We start from the raw sequence: 17,711 nt of genomic DNA, 5'->3' as shown, positions 1-17,711 counted from the left end.
TGGTGTACATGGCATGCGCGGGCGCGGTGGGCGGTCGGATTGTCCGGTTCCCGCCGCGGCGCGGCTCCGAGGATCACGTGGTTCGGGGAGGCGGTGCGATGTCCGAGACGACCGACAACTGGATGGTGCCCGGCAAGGAGCAGCTGGTCGCGGCCTGCCGGGGATTGCCACACGACGACCACCCGATGCTGGAGGCGGCAGGCGAGCTGGCGCAGCTGCACGTGTTGCGCGAGCGCACACCGCGCTACGAGATGGCGAAGCTGGACCGGCGGCGCGTCCAGCTGGTCCGGTCCATCGACCGGTGGATGACGCTGGCGACGCCGGTGCCCGGCAGCGGCGCGCACGCGCACAACGAGACCGTCGGTGGCATGGTGGACCGGTTGGCGCAGCTCGTCGCGCAGGCCTGCGTCCCGCTGTCGGCCGCACCGGACCCGGTGTTCTACGACGCGTGGCTCCAAGTGGTCGAACTCGCCGACCGCTATCAGGACCTGGTCGACGCGCTACAGACCGAGAGCGCGCGGTGACCGACCGTGTCCAGCGCCAGCGTTCGAAGATCCTGGCCGCGCCCGAAATCCCCTGCGCCCGCGCGTGATATACCCCAGCGCCCGTCAGAGGACTCAGCGCGCACGCCCGAAGAGCCGCAATCCGCGCCCGCGCTCGAAGACCTAGCGCCCGCGCCTGACGACTCAGCGCCCGCGCCTGACGACTCAGCGCCCGCGCCCGAATTCTCAGCGCCCGCGCCCGAAGAGCCGGAACCCGCGCCCGCGCGCTCGCGGCAGCGTCGCGTACACCATGGTCATATCGGCGAACACCTCCGCCTCCTGCTCGCGCTCCGCGCCGAACTCGTTGCGTCCCAGCACATGCTGCGCCGCCAGTGAGGGCAGCAGCGCGGCCAGCTTCGGCGACAGCGGCGCGGCGGGCTCGGAGTCGTCCCTGCCGTGCCCGAGCAGCATGTGCCCGATCTCGTGCAGGATGATGTGGTCGGCGTTGCGCTCGGTGGCCTCGGCGTCGTACACGATGATGTCGTCGAACTTGCGCGCCACCCATAGACCCTTGCCGCGACAACCGTTTTCGGCCAGGATCTCGGCGGGCACCGGCTGCAGCGAGATAGAGCGCCCGCGGTGCGCCGCCACCTCGGCCAGGTAGGCGTTGACGTTCCACGGACTGGGCAGCGGCACCGTCCGGGTAGCGTCGCCGAGACGGGCTTCCATGCTGGTCATCGGCGCTCACTCTACCGACACCGCCGCCCGGCGTCATCCCGGTGATCGGTCACACCGGGCAGGTGATCGGCTGCGGCCGACCGTATTCCGCGTGCTGCCTCGGCCCGCTCACCTGCGCGAACGTCGGTGTTTCCGGTCCGGGATCACGGCTCGGGCGTCGGTGTCGCGGGTGTCGCGGGCTCGGTGCGCTGGCGCCGGATCACCAGCTGGTTCACCAGCCAGAGCCCGACACCGATGGCCAGCAGCACGCCGGCGATCACGTACTGCTCGGGATTGCGATCGGTGAAGGGCGTCACCAGGAAGCCGCAAGACAGCGCGCCGACCACGGGCAGCGCGGTCGGCGTGCGGAAATGCTTGTGCGCGACCGGATCCCGCCGCAGCACGAGCACCGCCACGTTGACCACCGTGAACACCGCGAGCAGCAGCAGCGCGGTGGTGCCGCCGAGTTCGGGCACCTCGCCGACGAAGGCGATCAGACCGAGGGCGAGCAGCGTGGTGAAGGCGATCGCGATCTGCGGCGTGCGCCGCCGGGCGTGCACCTGCCCGAAGGCGTGCGGCACGACGCCCTGCCGCGCCATGCCGTAGAGAAGCCTGCTCGCCATCAGCATGTTGATCAGCGCCGAATTGGCGACGGCGAACATGGTGATGAACGCGAAGATGTGCGTCGGGAATCCGGGCGCGCCGACTTCGACCACCTTCAGCAGCGGGGTGTCGCCTTCGCCGAGTTGTTCGGCGGGCACAAGGGCGACCGAGGTGATCGAGACGAGCACGTAGATCGTTCCGGTGACGAGCAATCCGGTGAGCAGCACCTTGGGGAAGATCCGGGTCGGTTCCTTGCACTCCTCGGCCATGTTCACCGAGTCCTCGAAACCCACCATGGCGTAGAAGGCCAGCGTGGTCGCCACGATCACGCCGCCGAGCGCGCTGCGCTCGCCGGTCTGGAATTCGGTGATGCGGCCGAAATCGCCGTTGCCGAAGCCGAGCGCCCACAGCCCGATCGCGATGACGATCAGCAGGCCGGTCAGCTCCACGCAGGTGAGCAGCACGTTCAGCTTGACGCCCTCGCTGACGCCGCGCAGGTTGATCGCCGCGACGACGGCCATGAACGCCAGCGCGACGGCGGTGATCGCGATTCCGGTGCCGACCTCGAATTCGAAGGCCTCGGCGAAGTTCGCCGCGAACGCGCGGGAGGCGGTGGCGGCCGACGTGATGCCGGAGCTGAGCACCGCGAAGGCGATCATGAAGGTGAGAAAGTGGATGCCGAACGCCTTGTGCGTGTAGAGGGCGGCGCCCGCGGCGTGCGGATATTTGGTGACCAGCTCGAGGTAACTCAGCCCGGTGACCAGGGCGACGAGGAACGCGACGACGAACGGCGCCCACACCGCGCCGCCGACCTCGGCGGCCACCCGGCCGGTGAGTGCGTAGATGCCGGTGCCGAGGATATCGCCGACGACGAACAACAGCAGCAGGCCAGGTCCCATCACCCGATGCAGACTGGGTTCGGGCGTGGCGGGCGATTCAGCGGTCACATCGGCCATCGGAGACTCCTGTGCGCGGTTGCGGATGGGACCTTGGAGTACCCATTCTTCCGGCGAGCCAGTCGCCGGAACACCCCGGAACGCTAGCTCATTCCTGCGGCGATCTTCTCGATCAACGCGACCGAATCACGCGGGCTCAGCGCCATCGCCCTGAGCTGGTCGAAGATCACGCCGAAGCGGCGGACCTCGTTGTGGCCCTCCACCAGTGTGTCGCCCGCGATGCCCTCCACGTACACCAGTTCGGGGTCGTTGGGGTCCTCGAAGTCGAGCAGCGTGAACGATCCCGCCATGCCGGGGTGCGCGCCCGCGTCGAACGGAAGGATCTGCAAGATCACGTTTTTCCGCTTGCTCTCCTGGAGCAGCTTCTGGAGCTGGCCGCACATGGTCTCCGGTCCGCCGACCACCCGGCGGATCGCCGCTTCGTCCAGCACCACCCATAGCTCGAGCGGTTTCTCCTTGGTGAGCACCACCGCTCGGTTCAGCCGGGCGTGGACGCGGCTCTCCATGATCGCGGTCTCGACCTTCGGCATGGACGTGTCGATCACCGCGAGCGCGTACTGCGGCGTCTGCAAAAGGCCGGGGATGAAAGAAGTCTGATAGTGCCGGGCCGAGAGCGCCTCGGACTCGAAGTTGATGTAGGCCGCGTACACCTCGGTGAGATTGGCTTCCCACGGCCGGGACATGCCGGGCTTCTGCGCGTCCGACAGCAGATCCAGTGCGTACCTGCGCCGATCGGGTTCCACATCGTAGAGGTCGAGCAGCGTGTTCAGAGTGCGGCGCTGTGGACGCGCCTGGGCCTGTTCGATCCGGTACAGGGTCGTCACGTTGATCCCGGTCCGCCCGCTGACTTCCTCTTTGCTGAGCCCGACCGTGTCGCGCATCTCGGTCAGCAACGCCGCGAGGCGGCGCAGACCGGCCGTGAGAACCGTGCGCTTGCCCGCCATCTCAAATCCTTTCGTGTGACAGCGCGAGCCTACCGCCGTGTTCCGCACGGATTCGGGGGATTCCGGCCCACAGAGACTTGGGGGTTGCATGCCATCGGACCTTCGCCTTCAATGTAAGTAAGTGGTTACTTGCAGAGCGGTGGAACCGGAGGCCGGATGAGCAGGACGTCGCGGGAGCGGATCATCGACGAGGCCCTCCGGCTGTTCGGCGAACAGGGTTTCGCGCGGACCTCGGTGGCCCAGATCGAGCAGGCCGCAGGGCTTTCCGGCGGATCGGGGGCGCTGTACCGGCACTTCCGATCCAAGGACGAACTGCTGGTCGAGGCGGTGCGCACCCGACTGACCGAGCGCGCGGAATGGGAGACCTTCCTCGATCCGGACTTCTCGTTCGTCGCGCTGCTCGACGGGGCGACGCCGGGAGGTACGGTCGTCGACCGGCTGCTCGCGCTGTGCCGCGTCGGTCTGGAGCGGCTGGACCACGATCGCGACGTGACCCGGATCCTGTTGCGCGACAACTCGATCGATTCCGGCGTGCTGGAGGTCTTCCAGCGCGAGGAATACGGCGTCGTGATGTCGGTGGTGACGCGGGCGCTGTCCCAGCTGGCCGGACCAGGACACGGCGAGCAGGACTGGGCGGCCACGGCCGCCGTGCTGGTCGGCGCCCTCGCGCATTTCTGGCTGATCCGCGACATCTTCGACGGCGACCACCCGGCGTCCGTCGAGGAAGACCGCTATCTGCGTGCCACTGCGGAGCTGGTCGCCGCCCGGCTTGACTGGGCGGGCCACCGAGGAGAGGAAGCACCGTGAACACACACATCACCGTCATCGGCGGCGGATTGGCCGGTCTCACCGCGGCCATCGCGTGCGCCGAGGCAGGCGTCCCGGTCCGGCTGTACGAGGCGCACCGGACGCTGGGCGGCCGCGCGCGAGCTACAGCCGCGCCGCACGTCGCGCACGAGGGAGCGCACGTGTTCTACGCCGACGGACCGCACTACACCTGGTTGAAGAAGCGCGGTTTCGTGGCCGACCTCGGCTGGCCCTCGATGTCGGACGCGGCGAAATTCGGCTTCCGCATCGACGGCGTGCTCCGGCGGCGGCCGCCCGTCCGGATGCTGCGGGCCCAGGCGCGGCTCGGGCTCACCGCGCCGGTCGACGTCGACTTCCGGACGTGGGCGTCGGGCCGATGGGGCGAGGCGGCGGCGGACCGCATGGCGAACGCGATCAGCGTGGTCACCTACGACGCCGACACCGGCAGGCTCTCGGCGGCGTTCGTGTGGGAGCTGTTCCAGCGAGTGTTCAGCGCGCCCATCCCCGCCGTGCGGTGGGTGCGCGGGGGGTGGCAGCGCGTGATCGATCGGATGGCCGCCCGTGCGACCGAGCTCGGCGTCGTCGTCGAAACCGGTTCGCGCGTGGACGGATTGCCCGCAGGCGGCCCGGTGATCGTCGCCACCGACGTGCACGCGGCGCGCGGCCTGCTCGGCGACGACAGCCTGACCTGGGCCGGCGGCTACTGCGTACTGCTCGACCTCGCCGTCACCGCGGATCGCCGCGACCGCTCGATCGTGTTCGACCTCGACGAGGGCGGCTTCCACGAGAGCTACACCATGCAGGACGACACGGTTGCCCCGCAGGGGGAGTCGCTGTTCCAGCTCCAGATGCCGGTGCGCGACGGCGAATCCCCGCGCGGAGCGCATCAGCGCCTGGCGGACTTCGCCGATCTGTGCGTGCCAGGGTGGCGCGACCGCGTCACCTTCCAGCGCACCGCCACCGCCAAGAACCGCACGGGCGCACTGGATCTGCCCGGCTACACCTGGCGCGACCGGCCCGCCGTCGATCGGGGCGACGGCGTCTACCTCGTGGGCGACATGGTGGCCGCGCCGGGAATGCGCGGCGAGATCTCGATCAACAGCGCCCTGCACGCCGCGCGCGAGGCGACGGCCGCGCTGCGTTCGGGCGCGTCCACTGTGGTCCGGCCGTGATCGCTCAGGTCCCTGGCGAATCCAGCTCGCCGAGCTTGTGCGCGATGCCCGCGCGACCGGTCAGATCCAGTTTGCGCAGGATGCGGCTCAGATGGTCCTCGACGGTGCGTGGGCTGAGGTAGAGCCGGTGGGCGATCTCCTTGTTCGGATGGCCGCGCGCGGCGAGTTCGGCGATCTCGCGCTCACGCGGCGTCAGCGTCGCCGACCCGCCGGGCGCCCGGCCACCGGCCAGCCGTCGCTGGAGCGAGGTCGCCGCGGCCGCAGGCTGGGTCGCGCCCGCGGCCACGAACGTCTCGCGCGCACCGGCCAGGCGCCGGGTGGCCAGCGTGAAATCGCCACGCCGCCCGGCGATCTGCGCGGCGAGCAGCATCGCCCGCGCGTGATCGACCGGCATGTCGGCCAGGTCGAACCGCGCGGCGGAGGCGGTCGTCGCGGCCTCGGCGGAGTCGAGATCATCGGTCGCGCAGCAGTATTCGGCGCGAGCCAGGGACGCGGCGGCCAGTTGGCTCGGTAGTCCGAGGTGCGCGGCGGCTATCTCGGCTCGGCCGACGAGCTGGAGTGCCGTGTCGCGATCACCGTGGGCAAGAGCGAGATCCGCGTACCGCGCCAGCTGGGTCGGCTGCATCGGCCCCGGCCGGTCGCCGACGGGCGCTTCGACGCCGGGATCGAGCACACCGAGGCGCACCCCGACCTCGTGCACCGTCGACTCCACCACCTGCCGCCACCAGCGCATCACCGGTCGCGGCAAGCCCGAGATCGCCTCCCACTGCCGGAGCACGTCCTCGCGCGGCGCGGTCAGTTGCAGTGCGCGGAGAGCGAGCGCACCCGCGAACGGGACGAGATCGGCATAGCCGAACCGGCGGGCCAGGTCGTCGGCGTCCTCGGCGGCGGCCAGCGCCTCGCCGACGCGGCCCAGCTTCAGCAGGCAATACGCGCGCACCGTGTGCAGTTCGGCCAGCGCGTAGCTGCGCCCGAAGCGGCGGCTGACCAGCACCGCACGGTCCAGGTGCGCCAAACCTCGTGCCTGCGTGTCGAGGAAGTACGCCGACCAGCCCAGCGCGGGCAGCACGTGCACCACCTCTCGCAGCCCGCCGTCGTCGAGCCGCTCGAATTCCCGGTCGGCCTGCTCGAATCCCGCACGGGCCGCCTCGATGCGCAGTTCGGCCACCGCGCCGAGGCAGCGCAGCGCCGTCGCGGCCGCGCGCACCGCGGGATCGGCGACGGCCTCGGAGGCGAACAGCGCGTCCAGCCGGGCCTGGCTTTCGGCGTCTTGATGATCCTGCATCTCGAGGATGGCCAGCTCGAGCTGGACGGGTCCGTCGCCGGGCAGCAGCGGCAGCTCGGCGGCCGTGGCCAGCAGCGCCCGCGCCAGGTCGACCCGGCTGAGCATGCGTTCGCAGCGCGCCGAAAGCAACAGCGCTTCCAGCCGATTCGGTCCCGGACTCGCGATCAGGGGTTCGAGCGCTTCGCGCGCCTGAGCGCCCGCTCCCGACAGCAGTAGCGCACGCCCGAGCAACAGCCGGTCCTCGGGCGGTTCGGGCTGCCCGCCGGGAGCTGCCCGCATGGCCGCGGCGATCCACCGCGCACTGGTGGCGGGCGCACTCGGCAGCACCTCCGTCGCCGCGCCTTTCAGCTCCGCCGCGGCGACCGGGTCGGTGCCGAGGAGGCCGAGTTCGAGGTGGCGGGCCAGCGCGGGCAGGGCGGCGCCGCGATGCCGGAGCAGCACGGCGGCCCTGCGGTGCGCGGCCGTGCGCCAGCCCGCGCCCGCCAGCCGATGCGCGGCGGTGCGAATCAGCGGGTGGCCGAACGTCACCGATGATCCTGCGACGTGCACCAGGCCGCGTCGGCTCAACTCGTCCAGCGCGGCGGCGACTTCGTCGATCGGCAATTCGGCTGTGGCACAAAGTAGTTCGAGATCGGCGTGGGCTCCGCACAGGGCCGCGGCCTGTGCGACGAGCCGTTCCCGGCGCGGCAGTTGCGCCAGCTCGGCGCGCAGCGTGCGATCCAGGCCCGGGTAGTCGCCCTCGGCCGGGTCCTCGCCGTCGATCGCCCGCTGCACCTCTCGATCCGGGAGGTCGGCGAGCAGCAGCAGATAGAGCGGGTTGCCGCGGGACGCGGCGAGCAGCCGATCGCGGCGCGCGGCCGTCGCCTCCGGCAGCAGGGCGGCGACGTCGTCTTCCGAGAACGGCGGCACCCGCACCGACCGCGTCGCGGCGTGGGTCGCGGTCAGCACCCGGGTGAGGGCGGCCGGGCACTGTCCGGAGCGATAGGAGAGCAGCAGCCGGAAAGACGGCGCGGGGCGATTGCGGACGAGATAGGCCAGCGCGCGCACGGATTCGGCGTCGGCCCAGTGGGCGTCGTCGACGACGAGCAGCGTGCCGGTCGCGGCGAGATGCTTGCGCAGGGCGCGGCCGACCGGGGTGAGGTCGCCATCGGAAGGCACGTCCGACACGTCCGCCCCGGCGTCGGTGAGGCGTTCCAGCACATCGTGAATCACGTGCAGCGGCTGCGACTGCTCGTCCTCGGTGGCCGTGACCGCGAGCACCCGCAGTCCCCGGCGGGCGGCGGCCGGTGCGAGCGCGGCGAGCAACCGGGATTTGCCGATGCCCGCCTGCCCGTCGACCAGCAGCACCCACGGGCCATCGGGCGATTCCAGGGCGTCATCGAGCGTGGCGAGCTGAGCGCGGCGTCCCACGAAAGCGCGCTCGACCATGACCCTCCGCCGACTTCCGGCAAACCTGCCGCGAAACAATCCGGGCCGAGCTTAACGGGTGCTGGAACGTCACGGGGCATTCCCGTGATTTCCCGGATGCTGTCCGCACGATTGTGCGATTGGGTGTTCGAGGCCGATCGCGACCCTCCGGGGGATGCGCCGAAGGGCACGGCGACGGCCGGAGTTTTCGACGCCACGAGGGGTACTCCGGTCGGCCGCCTTCGCATCGACGAGAAAGTGACACGAATGAAATTCGTTGGTTCTGGCATTCTCACGCGGCTTCCGCTGGCGCTCGCCACGGTCGCCGCGTTGGGCGCGCTCGGCTGTTCGGCGGTCGAGAAGGGCGCCCAGGTGGTCCAGGATGCCGGGAAGTCCGACACCGCCCGCGCGAACGTGGGCGACTGCATCAACGTCATCGAGGGATCGATGATCGACTCCAAGACCGAGCCGGTGGACTGCTCGTCGGACAAGGCCGTCTACAAGGTCGTGCAGGTCTTCGACAACAAGACCGAATGCCACGAGGACTACACCTCCTACGAGGAGACCCTCAACGGCGGCACCACCGCGTTCCTGTGCCTGGCCCCGAACTTCAAGCAGGGCCTCTGCTACAACGAGAGCATGCTCACCGGCTACAAGTTCGTGGCCTGCACCGCCTCGGAAGCCAGCTTCAAGGTCGTGCAGCGTATCGACGGCCAGGCCGACGAGCAGCTGTGCGGCGAGGACGCCGACAAGTTCCTCACCTTGGCCGAGCCCAAGACCACCTTCTGCCTGGGCAGCCCCAAGAGCTGACACGCGCGACGCAAGGACCGGCCGCACCGCTTTCGGTGCGGCCGGTCGTCGTTCGTCAGCGGAAGGTGCGCCGGTAGGCGTCGGGGCTGATGCCCGTCGTGCGTTTGAAGCGGTCGCGGAAGGCGGTGGGGGAGCCGAAACCGACTTGGGCGCCGATGCGCTCGACGGTGTGGTCGGTGGTCTCCAGCAGGTGCTGGGCGCGGTGCACGCGGGCGCGGTGCAGCCATTGCAGCGGGGTGGTTCCGGTCTGCTCGCGGAACTGCCGCAGCAGGGTGCGCGTGCTGGTGCCCGCCGCGGCGGCGATCTCGGCGAGGATCAGATTGCGGGAGAGGTTGTCCTGCAACCACATCAGCAGCGGCTCCAGCGTGGAGCCGCGCGGCGTCGGCGGCAACGACTGAATGATGAACTGGGCCTGCCCGCCTTCGCGCTCCAGCGGCATGACCGACAGCCGGGCGGCGTCGGCGGCCACGGCCGACCCGTAGTCGCGGCGGATCAGGTGCAGGCACAGATCCAGACCCGCGGCCGCGCCCGCGGAGGTGAGGATCTGGCCGTTGTCGACGTAGAGAACGCCGGGATCGACGGCGATGTCGGGGTGTGCGCTCGCGAGCGCGTCGGCGGCGGCCCAATGCGTAGTGGCGCGCAGACCGCTCAGCAATCCGGTGGCGGCCAGCGGGAAGGTGCCTGTGCAAATGGATGCGATCCTGGTGCCCGCCGCGGCCGCTCGCCGCAGGGCATCGGCGATCGCGGGCGAGGGCGCGGCGGTCGGGTCGGCGACGCCGGGCACGATCACGGTGTCGGCTCCGGACAATCCGTCCAGGCCCCACGGCGCGTGCAATCTGAACGCGCCCGCGTCGACCTCCGGCCGCTCGGCGCAGACACGGACCTGGTAGGCGGAGCGTCCGTCCGGCAGGCGGGTCCTGGTGAAGACCTCGATCGGGGTGGACAGATCGAAGGGGATCACCCGATCCAGGGCCAGTACGGCGACCACGTGCATGGCCCTAACTTACCCAGGCAACGGATTCCCGCCATCCACACATCGGGTCTGGTCGCATCGATGGTGGCTTGGTTGCACTAGCTGTTCGGTGTTGGCGGTTTTCCGTTGCTGTATGGCATAAATGCCACTGGGCGACCCGAAACCGTCTCGATAACTTCGGTGGCGATCCGCAGCGGATCTCGTTCCGATCCCCGCCCCAGGAGTTGTCCCGCCATGAACTATGTCGCGCCGCTGCTCGTCGGCATCGTCTACATCACGCTGATGTCCTTGATTCGCGAACCGCATCGCCGCCAGTTCAACGCGATCATGGTCGCGGGCGCCGGCGCCGCCTACCTCAGCGGCGGCGGCCTCGGCCCAGCGGAATTCGCGTTCACCGCGGTCGTCACCTACTGCGCCTATCGAGGCCTGCGGTCGTGGACCTTCATCGGCATCGCTTGGCTGCTGCACACGGCCTGGGATCTCCTGCACCACATCGAAGGCAACCCGATCGTGCCCTTCCTGCATGACTCGTCGCTCGGCTGCGCGATCTGCGACCCGGTCATCGCCGTGTGGTGCCTGCGCGGCGGACCCGACGTGATCGCCTGGGCTCGCGGTCGCGTGCGCGCGGTCGTATCGCGGGAGCCCGTGCACCAGTCGTAATGCGTCTGCGCGCCGCGACCCGCGGCTCCGTCCGCACCGGCACCGTAACCCTGTTTCACGAGGATATGGCCGGGTAATCGGCCAGCGAACGGAGGCGAAGCGACGCTGCCTCAGCGGACCGGCGCCCTCCGCGATGAGTCGAGGCCGAGAAAGGGAGCCGACGATGAGTAGCAAGGGACGACCGGACGTCCCGCACATTCCCGATATCCTGCGGCGGGACGGGGACAAGGTGAAGCGGCGGCTCGGCGAGACGGTCGGGGGACTGACCGACAAGTTCGATGTCCCGACCGGCGCCGAGGACAAGATGCATCGGGCCGCCGACGCGGCGCGGCACCGTACCGCGGACGCCAAGCATTACGCGCGCGACACCGCGGAACAGGCACGCGTGCAAATCGAGCACCTGGTCGACCGCGCCACCGCGGGCGCGCCCCCGGTGGCGGGCGTCGGCAAGCAGGTGCTCGGCGCGGCGCGCGGGCGGTCGCTGCCCATCACGGCGGCCGTGGTGGGTGCGCTGCTGGTCTGGTGGATCATGCGGCGCAGGCGGGCGTGACGACGAGGGACGAGCACTCGGCCCGATCGTCGGCGGGCGTCGCGCGTTCGAGACTTTCCGATACGCGGGCGCCCGCCGCGTCATGGACGCCCGTCGGGGCGTGCCGGGTCGATCAGCACGCCGGGGTTGAGGATGCCCGCCGGATCCAGCGTCGACTTCGCCGCGCGCAACGCGGCGGCGAACGGGTCCGGCCGCTGGCGGTCGTACCACGGCCGGTGGTCGCGGCCGACCGCGTGATGGTGCGTGATGGTCGCGCCGTTGGTCGCCAGCGCCTCCGAGACCGCTGCTTTGATCTCGTCCCACTGCTCCACGGTGCGGCCCCACCGCCCGGCGGCGTAGATGCCGAAATACGGTGCGGGACCGTCGGGATAGACGTGGGTGAACCGGCAGCTGACCACGCCGGTCACGCCGAGCGCGTCGAAGGCTGAGGTCGCCGCGTCCAGTACCGCGGCGCGCAGCGCGTCGAAACGGTCCCAGGTGCAGGCGGTTTCGAAGGTCTCCACGATCATCGACTGCGCCGCGAGCGCGTCGCGCTGGTAGGGCATGCGCAGGAACGAGGACCGCCAGGTGTCCGCCGCGCCCGCGCTCGCCTTCTCCTCGGCCGCGTCGGTGGTGCGCACGCCGTCGGGGAATCGGCCGCCGTGGTCGCGGCAGATCTGCATCGCCCGCTGCATCGGCTCGGCCACCGGATGGTCCGCCGACTCGAACCCGAGTACCAGCACGCCGCCCGCGGAAGCGGTTCCGGCGTTGAGGAACGCCTCCACCGGATCCAGCAACCGGCAGTTGGCCGGAAACAGCCCGGACTGGGCGATGGTCCTGGTCGCGGCGACAGCCTGCGCGTAGTCGTCGAAGACGGCCGAGGCGCCCGCCCGCCAGCGCGGCCGGTCCTGCAACCGCATCCACGCCTCGGTGATCACGCCGAGAATGCCCTCGGAGCCGAGGAACATCCGGTCCGGCGCAGGTCCCGCACCCGAACCCGGCAGCCTGCGCGATTCGCTCACGCCGATCGGGGTGACCACCCGCATCGACTCGACCATGTCGTCGATATGGGTGTAGACCGTCGCGTAGTGCCCGCCCGCGCGGGTGGCCAGCCAGCCGCCGAGACTGGAGAACTCGAAGGATTGCGGGAAGTGGCGCAGCGTCAGATCGTGATGGCGCAGTTCGTCTTCCAGCGCCGGGCCGAGAATGCCCGCCTGGATCCGCGCCGCGCGGCTGGTGCGATCGATCTCCAGAACTCGGTTCAAGCCGCCGAGATCCACGGCGATCGTCGCGGGATAGTCCGCGGCGCAGCGCGGTTCGACACCGCCGACCACCGAGGTGCCGCCGCCGTACGGAATCGCCGCGACCCCGGCATCGGCGCACCAGTCCAGAATGTCGATCACGTCCCGCTCGCTGCGCGGGCGCACGACCCGATCGACCACATTGTCGACGCGGCCGAGCAGATTCCGCACCACGTCGCGGAAAGCCTGCCCGCGCGAGTGCGCGACGCGATCGACGAGATCCTCGGACGCCAACGGGGCCAACGCATCCGGCACCCGCACCCGGGGCGCGGGCAACGCCAGCGACGACAGTTCGGGCGCCTCGTGCACGGTGAGATCAGCGCCGGGCAGCATCGCCGCCACCCGGCGCGTCAACGCCGCCCGCTCCTCTCCGGTCACGGCGTCCGCCACGTTCCCCCAGCCCCACCACGACCGCGTCGCCATCCGCATCCTCTCCACGGTTCGAATTGACTCGATAGTAAATTAACTATGAGTCAATTCACAACCGTGCCCTCAGGCGTCGATCGAGCGCCCCCGCTCCGCACGAATGCGCTGCTCCAGGCGGTTCGTCAGCGACCGAACCCGCTCGTCGGTACTGAGCTGCTGATCGAGAACCACGTTCAGCGCGCCCCGCAGCATGGCGTAGGGCTCCCAGCCCGCCGGTGCGATCGTGCGGGGCGCGCGCCGCGCGATGCCGTCGGCGATGGACGCGGCGGCCTCGGTGGGGCTGATCCGCTTGTTCAGCGGCCAGGGCAGCAGGTCGCCGAGTTCGGTGCCCATGTCGTCGTCATCGAGCGTCTCGTGGGTCATCGCGGTATCGACGATGCCGAAATAGGCCACGCCCGCCGTCGCGCCGGAGGCGGCGAGCTCGACGCGCAGCGCCCGGCCGAACTGCTCGACGCCCGCCTTGCTCACCATGTACGGCGACCCGCCCATGCCCGGTGCGAAAGCCGCGCAGGACGAGACGACGACCACGTGCCCGCGCGCGGCGACGATGTCGTCGAGACTCGGGTGGACGGTGTTGAACACGCCGGTCAGGTTCACCGCGAGGACGCGATCGAAATCCGCCGGATCCATCAGCCGGATGCTCGACGGTTTCGGCACGATGCCCGCGTTGGCCACGACGACGTCGATGCCACCGAACCTCTCGCGTACCCGATCGATCGCCTCGAGCATGTCCGCGCGATCCGCCACGTCGGCTCCGATTCCGACGGCGCGAACGCCGAGTCCGGCCGCCGCGGCGGTGGCCGCCCTGCCGTCGATGTCGACCAGCGCGAGACGCGCACCCCGCGCGTACAACAGCCGGGCCAGCGCGTATCCGATGCCCGTCGCGGCGCCCGTGATCACCACGACCTTGCCCTCGACGTCGTACCCGCCCGGGCCGCCCGCCAGCGCGGACGGGACCGCCCGCAACAGTTTTCGCACGGTGTCCAGGGTGCGCGCGCTCATCGGACACTCGCTTCGTAGGACGCGACGTCGAATTCGGCCACGCGGCGGCGGTAGTGGAAGCTCCAGTCCGGATACAGACCGGCGTTGCGGCCGTCGGCGGTGGTGTAGTAGCTGTCGCAGCCGCCCTTCAGCCAGACGGTTTCCCTGCTGCGCTCCTCCATCTCGTCCAGGAAGGACCGCTGCACGCCGGGACGCACCTCCACGCGGCGGATGCCTCTGTCGCGCATCGTCTTCAGCGCGTCCACGATGTAGCCGATCTGGGCCTCGATCATGTAGATGGCCGATTGGTTCCCGGCCGCGCCGAACGGGCCCAGCGTGCAGAACATGTTCGGGAAACCGGCGGCGGCCGCGCCGAGATAGCTGCCGGGTCGTTCCCGGTACGCCTCGGCGATCGACCGGCCGTCCTTGCCGAGAATCCGCTCGTACAACTGCGGCAGCGAACCGAATCCGGTGCCCCAGACGATGGTGTCCACCGGGTATTCCGCGCCGGCGTCGGTGACGATCGATCGCGGCCGGATCTCCGCGATGCGCTCGGTGACGACCTCCACGTTGTCCTGGGCGAGCGCAGGGTAATACGCGTCGGAGAAGATGGCGCGCTTGCAGCCGATCATGTAGTCGGGCGTGAGCTTCGCACGCAGCGCGGGGTCGCTGACCTGCCGGCGCAGCTGCCACCGCGACAGCGCCTGGAACGGATGCCGGAAGCGCCGATCCACGAATCCGACCAGGCCGAAGCTCTCGATCCCCGCGAAGTACGCGCCACGGATGGCCTTGCCCAGCAAGGGCATTCGCCGCAGCAGCGCGCGCTCCACGCCCAGCGTCCGGCGATCCATCCTGGAGACGATCCATGGCGCCGAACGCTGGAATACGGTGAGCCGCCGGGTGATCGGCTGGATCTCCGGAATGAACTGCACCGCCGACGCGCCGGTGCCGATCACGGCGACGCGCTCGCCGGTGAGGTCGTGCTCGTGATCCCACTGCAGCGAATGGAACTGCGCGCCTTCGAAATCGCTGAGCCCAGGGAAGTCGGGAATCTTGGCCTCGCTGAACGGGCCGACCGCCGAGATCAGCACGTCGGCGGAGAGCTCGCCCCGTTCGGTCTCGATGTGCCACAGGAGCGCGTCCTCGTCCCAGCGCGCGCGGATCAGCGGGGTGTCGAATCGCATGTGCCGCACCACATCGTGGCGCTCGGCCACCACGCGCAGATAGGCGAGGATTTCCGGCTGGGTCCCGTACGTGCGCGACCAGTCCGGGTTCGGCGCGAACGAATACGAGTACAGGTGCGAGGGCACGTCGCAGGCGCAGCCGGGGTACGTGTTCGCCTGCCAGGTCCCGCCCAGCCTGCTCGCGCGCTCGAGCAGGACGAAATCGTCGAAACCCGCTTCGCGCAGCTTGACGGCGAGGCCGATGCCCGCGATGCCCGCGCCGATCACGACGATCGCGCGGTGCTCGGGGTCGGTTCCGCTCGGTGCGGACATGAGGAGATTTCCTTTCCGGAACGGGCGCCGTTGCCCGTGGGGTCAGAGATCGAGGACGAGGTCGTCCCCGAGCGCGCGCGACACGCAGGTGAGCATGCTGGAATCCCGTGCGGACTCCGGCAGCAACCGGTCGCGGTGGTCGATCTCGCCTGCGAAGACGCGCGTCTTGCAGGTGCCGCAGAAGCCCTGCCTGCACGAGAACGCGGTGCCGGGTCGCACGCGCAGGATGGCGGCCAGCGCCGACTCGTCGCCGCCGACCTCGACCGTTGTTCCGCTGCGCAGCAACGTGATACGGAACGGTGCGCCGTCCTGGACCGGGAGCGGGGAGAAGCGCTCGGTGTGCACCGAGGCGGTGGGGTCGGTGGCGGAGAGCACCCGTCGCGCGGATTCCATCAGCGGCGGCGGACCGCAGACGTACACGGCGGCGCCGCGCGGCGCCTCGGCCATGAGGGCATCGAGATCGGGGGCGCCGAACTCGTCGTCCGGCCGCACCTCGAGGCGGCCGCCTCGGCAGCGCTCCAGTCGTTCCAGGAACGGCATGCTCGCCCTCGATCGCCCGAGGTAGATCAACCGCCACGGCGCGCCGCGGCGCGCGCACTCGGCCACCATCGGCAGGATCGGCGTGATGCCGATGCCGCCGGCGACGAACAGGTAGTCCGGCGCCTCGACGAAGGTGAAGGCATTGCGCGGGCCCCTGATTCGCAGCAGGTCGCCTTCCCGCAGCTCGTCGTGCACCTCGCGGGAACCGCCGTCGCCGTCGGCGAGGTAGCGCACCGCGATTCGATACGTCTTGCGGTCGAAAGGATCGCCGGTGAGCGAATACTGCCGCTGGCGGCCGGATGGCAGGAACACATCGACGTGCGCTCCGGGAATCCAGGACGGGAGATCCGCGCCGCTCGGTGATCGTAGCGTCAGGCTGATCACGCCCTCGGCCTCGATGGCGCGCGCGTCGATCCGCAGCTGTAGTTCGAAACCTGTGCGGCGCACCGGATTCGGTCGCGAGAGCAGATCGGCCGTCGTCGCGGAGGCGAACGCGCGCTTGTAGGCGCCGAGCAGGCCCGCCACTGCGCGCGCCGGGAGCGGCGGACGATAGCTCCCGGTCACGACGGCGCTCACGCCTCACCCGCGCGGGCCGCTGGCGACTGCGCGAGGTAGCGAATCGCGTTGTCCATGGGGCCGAGCTGGGACGGATGGAAACCCGGCCGCAGATAGCGGGGGATCTCGGTGACGAACGTGGTGAACCGTGGAATCACGCCGCGAGCCGAAGCGCTGAGCATCTGGAGCGGCCAGTGCCGTCCCTTGTCCGGCTCGGGATCCTTGCGGAACAGGTAGCCGCCGGAGATCACGAACAGCGCGAGCAGGCCGAAGCTCGCCAGCAGACCGGTCCGCGCTTTGCGGAGGTATCCGCCGTCGACGTGCATGTACGCGTCGTAGACCACGCTGCGGTGCTCCACCTCCTCCGCGCCGTGCCAGCGGATGAGATCCAGCATCGCCGGATGCATGTTCTTGGCCTCGAGCTGGTCGTTCGTCAGCAGCCACTCACCGATGACCGCGGTGTAGTGCTCCATCCCGGCGAACAGTGCGAGCCGCTCGCAGAGCCATTCGTGCTTGGCGCGCCCGGTCAGGCCGTGATCGCCGAGCACCCGGTCGACCAGCCAGGACACGGTGTCGACCATCGGGGCGACGTCGAGCCCGATCGACTCCAGATGCTTGCGGGCCTTCTCGTGCGAACTGGCGTGCATGTTCTCCTGGCCGATGAACCCCTGGACTTCCTCGCGCAGTCGTTCGTCGTCGATGAGCGGCAGCGCTTCGGCCAGCGCCTGCGCCATGGCCCGCTCGCCTTCGGGCAGCACCAGGTGCATGACGTTGATGATGTGGGTCGCCATCACCTCGCCGGGGATGTAGTGCATGGGGACCGAATCGAAATCGAACCGCACGTCGCGCGCGTGTATCGCGTGCGCCTGGTCGTCGTACGCCGCTGTGCTCATGCCACCGTCCTCGCGTCTCGTCGTTGAAACAGGCTCCATTGACGGTATTTGTTGACATCACGTGATGTCAACACTGCGCATCCATAGAAATTTCGATGTCTCACATGTCGATTCCTATTGGCGATGCCCGGCGGAGCGGGCCTACCGTCGTCGGTGTCGCCACTGACGGATCGG

The 17,711-nt window shown here is 69.9% G+C and carries 16 protein-coding genes; 6 read left to right on the top strand and 10 right to left on the bottom strand.

All coding sequences use genetic code 11. From position 1 onward, the window contains the following. The first annotated feature begins 98 nt into the window (after positions 1–98). On the top strand, positions 99–524 hold the full coding sequence (locus ACRWNM_RS19430; protein ID WP_431969440.1) for a DUF4254 domain-containing protein: 426 nt from the start codon (positions 99–101) through the stop codon (positions 522–524). A 204-nt stretch (positions 525–728) separates the two neighbouring features. On the opposite strand, the gene ACRWNM_RS19425 is transcribed toward ACRWNM_RS19430, so the two are convergent. From ACRWNM_RS19425 to ACRWNM_RS19415, 3 genes are all read right to left on the bottom strand, one after another. After that, positions 729–1,220 (bottom strand): hypothetical protein, encoded by a 492-nt coding sequence (locus ACRWNM_RS19425; protein ID WP_431969438.1) that lies wholly within the window; start codon positions 1,218–1,220, stop codon positions 729–731. 143 nt (positions 1,221–1,363) lie between these two features. Next, complete coding sequence (locus ACRWNM_RS19420; RefSeq protein WP_431969436.1) at positions 1,364–2,758, bottom strand: APC family permease; 1,395 nt, start codon at positions 2,756–2,758, stop codon at positions 1,364–1,366. Positions 2,759–2,841: 83 nt separating this feature from the next. Then, positions 2,842–3,702: a helix-turn-helix domain-containing protein gene (locus ACRWNM_RS19415; protein WP_431969434.1), complete on the bottom strand. Its 861-nt coding sequence runs from the start codon at positions 3,700–3,702 to the stop codon at positions 2,842–2,844. Positions 3,703–3,858: 156 nt separating this feature from the next. Here ACRWNM_RS19415 and ACRWNM_RS19410 point away from each other — a divergent pair, with 156 nt between their 5' ends. Together ACRWNM_RS19410 and ACRWNM_RS19405 are read left to right on the top strand one after the other, a co-directional pair. Next, on the top strand, positions 3,859–4,509 hold the full coding sequence (locus ACRWNM_RS19410; protein ID WP_431969432.1) for a TetR/AcrR family transcriptional regulator: 651 nt from the start codon (positions 3,859–3,861) through the stop codon (positions 4,507–4,509). Next, complete coding sequence (locus ACRWNM_RS19405) at positions 4,506–5,681, top strand: FAD-dependent oxidoreductase (RefSeq protein ID WP_431969430.1); 1,176 nt, start codon at positions 4,506–4,508, stop codon at positions 5,679–5,681. Before ACRWNM_RS19410 ends, ACRWNM_RS19405 begins: the two co-directional genes overlap by 4 nt. A 4-nt stretch (positions 5,682–5,685) precedes the next feature. Here ACRWNM_RS19405 and ACRWNM_RS19400 read toward each other — a convergent pair whose 3' ends face one another. Beyond that, positions 5,686–8,394 (bottom strand): AAA family ATPase, encoded by a 2,709-nt coding sequence (locus tag ACRWNM_RS19400; protein ID WP_431969428.1) that lies wholly within the window; start codon positions 8,392–8,394, stop codon positions 5,686–5,688. Between the two features lie 246 nt (positions 8,395–8,640). Here ACRWNM_RS19400 and ACRWNM_RS19395 point away from each other — a divergent pair, with 246 nt between their 5' ends. Then, positions 8,641–9,183, top strand: a complete 543-nt coding sequence (locus tag ACRWNM_RS19395; protein WP_431969426.1) for an LppU/SCO3897 family protein — start codon at positions 8,641–8,643, stop codon at positions 9,181–9,183. Between the two features lie 55 nt (positions 9,184–9,238). Here the strand turns inward: ACRWNM_RS19395 and ACRWNM_RS19390 are convergent, their stop codons facing one another. Then, positions 9,239–10,177, bottom strand: coding sequence for a GlxA family transcriptional regulator (locus ACRWNM_RS19390; RefSeq protein WP_431969424.1), 939 nt, complete (start codon positions 10,175–10,177; stop codon positions 9,239–9,241). Between the two features lie 213 nt (positions 10,178–10,390). Here ACRWNM_RS19390 and ACRWNM_RS19385 point away from each other — a divergent pair, with 213 nt between their 5' ends. Both ACRWNM_RS19385 and ACRWNM_RS19380 read left to right on the top strand, forming a co-directional pair. Further along, entirely contained in the window at positions 10,391–10,816 is a 426-nt protein-coding gene (locus ACRWNM_RS19385) for a DUF6010 family protein (RefSeq protein WP_431969422.1), read from the top strand. 163 nt (positions 10,817–10,979) lie between these two features. After that, entirely contained in the window at positions 10,980–11,366 is a 387-nt protein-coding gene (locus ACRWNM_RS19380; RefSeq protein WP_431969420.1) for a hypothetical protein, read from the top strand. An 80-nt stretch (positions 11,367–11,446) separates the two neighbouring features. Here ACRWNM_RS19380 and ACRWNM_RS19375 read toward each other — a convergent pair whose 3' ends face one another. The 5 genes from ACRWNM_RS19375 to ACRWNM_RS19355 all read right to left on the bottom strand — a co-directional run bounded on the left by ACRWNM_RS19375 (position 11,447) and on the right by ACRWNM_RS19355 (position 17,537). Continuing rightward, on the bottom strand, positions 11,447–13,075 hold the full coding sequence (locus tag ACRWNM_RS19375) for an FAD-binding oxidoreductase (protein ID WP_431969418.1): 1,629 nt from the start codon (positions 13,073–13,075) through the stop codon (positions 11,447–11,449). Between the two features lie 63 nt (positions 13,076–13,138). Then, positions 13,139–14,074 (bottom strand): SDR family oxidoreductase, encoded by a 936-nt coding sequence (locus ACRWNM_RS19370; RefSeq protein ID WP_431969416.1) that lies wholly within the window; start codon positions 14,072–14,074, stop codon positions 13,139–13,141. Next, a complete protein-coding gene (locus ACRWNM_RS19365) occupies positions 14,071–15,549 on the bottom strand; it encodes a flavin-containing monooxygenase (protein WP_431969414.1) in 1,479 nt (492 codons plus the stop codon). The genes ACRWNM_RS19370 and ACRWNM_RS19365 overlap by 4 nt, the downstream gene beginning before the upstream one ends. Before the next feature lie 42 nt (positions 15,550–15,591). Beyond that, entirely contained in the window at positions 15,592–16,653 is a 1,062-nt protein-coding gene (locus ACRWNM_RS19360; RefSeq protein ID WP_431969412.1) for a PDR/VanB family oxidoreductase, read from the bottom strand. An 8-nt stretch (positions 16,654–16,661) separates the two neighbouring features. Further along, entirely contained in the window at positions 16,662–17,537 is an 876-nt protein-coding gene (locus ACRWNM_RS19355; RefSeq protein WP_431969410.1) for a metal-dependent hydrolase, read from the bottom strand. Positions 17,538–17,711 lie beyond the last annotated feature (174 nt).

This window comes from Nocardia sp. bgisy134, assembly GCF_965341865.1.
Taxonomy (GTDB): Bacteria; Actinomycetota; Actinomycetes; order Mycobacteriales; family Mycobacteriaceae; genus Nocardia.
The sequence above is the reverse complement of the archived record's forward strand: the minus strand, read 5'-3'. Positions and strand labels throughout refer to the sequence as shown.

Excerpts from the sequence above, each read along its gene's own strand:
- ACRWNM_RS19430 (WP_431969440.1), top strand. The coding sequence starts at position 99 with ATGTCCGAGACGACCGACAACTGGATGGTGCCCGGCAAGGAGCAGCTG.
- ACRWNM_RS19425 (WP_431969438.1), bottom strand. The coding sequence starts at position 1,220 with ATGACCAGCATGGAAGCCCGTCTCGGCGACGCTACCCGGACGGTGCCG.
- ACRWNM_RS19420 (WP_431969436.1), bottom strand. The coding sequence starts at position 2,758 with ATGGCCGATGTGACCGCTGAATCGCCCGCCACGCCCGAACCCAGTCTG.
- ACRWNM_RS19415 (WP_431969434.1), bottom strand. The coding sequence starts at position 3,702 with ATGGCGGGCAAGCGCACGGTTCTCACGGCCGGTCTGCGCCGCCTCGCG.
- ACRWNM_RS19410 (WP_431969432.1), top strand. The coding sequence starts at position 3,859 with ATGAGCAGGACGTCGCGGGAGCGGATCATCGACGAGGCCCTCCGGCTG.
- ACRWNM_RS19400 (WP_431969428.1), bottom strand. The coding sequence starts at position 8,394 with ATGGTCGAGCGCGCTTTCGTGGGACGCCGCGCTCAGCTCGCCACGCTC.
- ACRWNM_RS19395 (WP_431969426.1), top strand. The coding sequence starts at position 8,641 with ATGAAATTCGTTGGTTCTGGCATTCTCACGCGGCTTCCGCTGGCGCTC.
- ACRWNM_RS19390 (WP_431969424.1), bottom strand. The coding sequence starts at position 10,177 with ATGCACGTGGTCGCCGTACTGGCCCTGGATCGGGTGATCCCCTTCGAT.
- ACRWNM_RS19385 (WP_431969422.1), top strand. The coding sequence starts at position 10,391 with ATGAACTATGTCGCGCCGCTGCTCGTCGGCATCGTCTACATCACGCTG.
- ACRWNM_RS19380 (WP_431969420.1), top strand. The coding sequence starts at position 10,980 with ATGAGTAGCAAGGGACGACCGGACGTCCCGCACATTCCCGATATCCTG.
- ACRWNM_RS19375 (WP_431969418.1), bottom strand. The coding sequence starts at position 13,075 with ATGCGGATGGCGACGCGGTCGTGGTGGGGCTGGGGGAACGTGGCGGAC.
- ACRWNM_RS19370 (WP_431969416.1), bottom strand. The coding sequence starts at position 14,074 with ATGAGCGCGCGCACCCTGGACACCGTGCGAAAACTGTTGCGGGCGGTC.
- ACRWNM_RS19365 (WP_431969414.1), bottom strand. The coding sequence starts at position 15,549 with ATGTCCGCACCGAGCGGAACCGACCCCGAGCACCGCGCGATCGTCGTG.
- ACRWNM_RS19355 (WP_431969410.1), bottom strand. The coding sequence starts at position 17,537 with ATGAGCACAGCGGCGTACGACGACCAGGCGCACGCGATACACGCGCGC.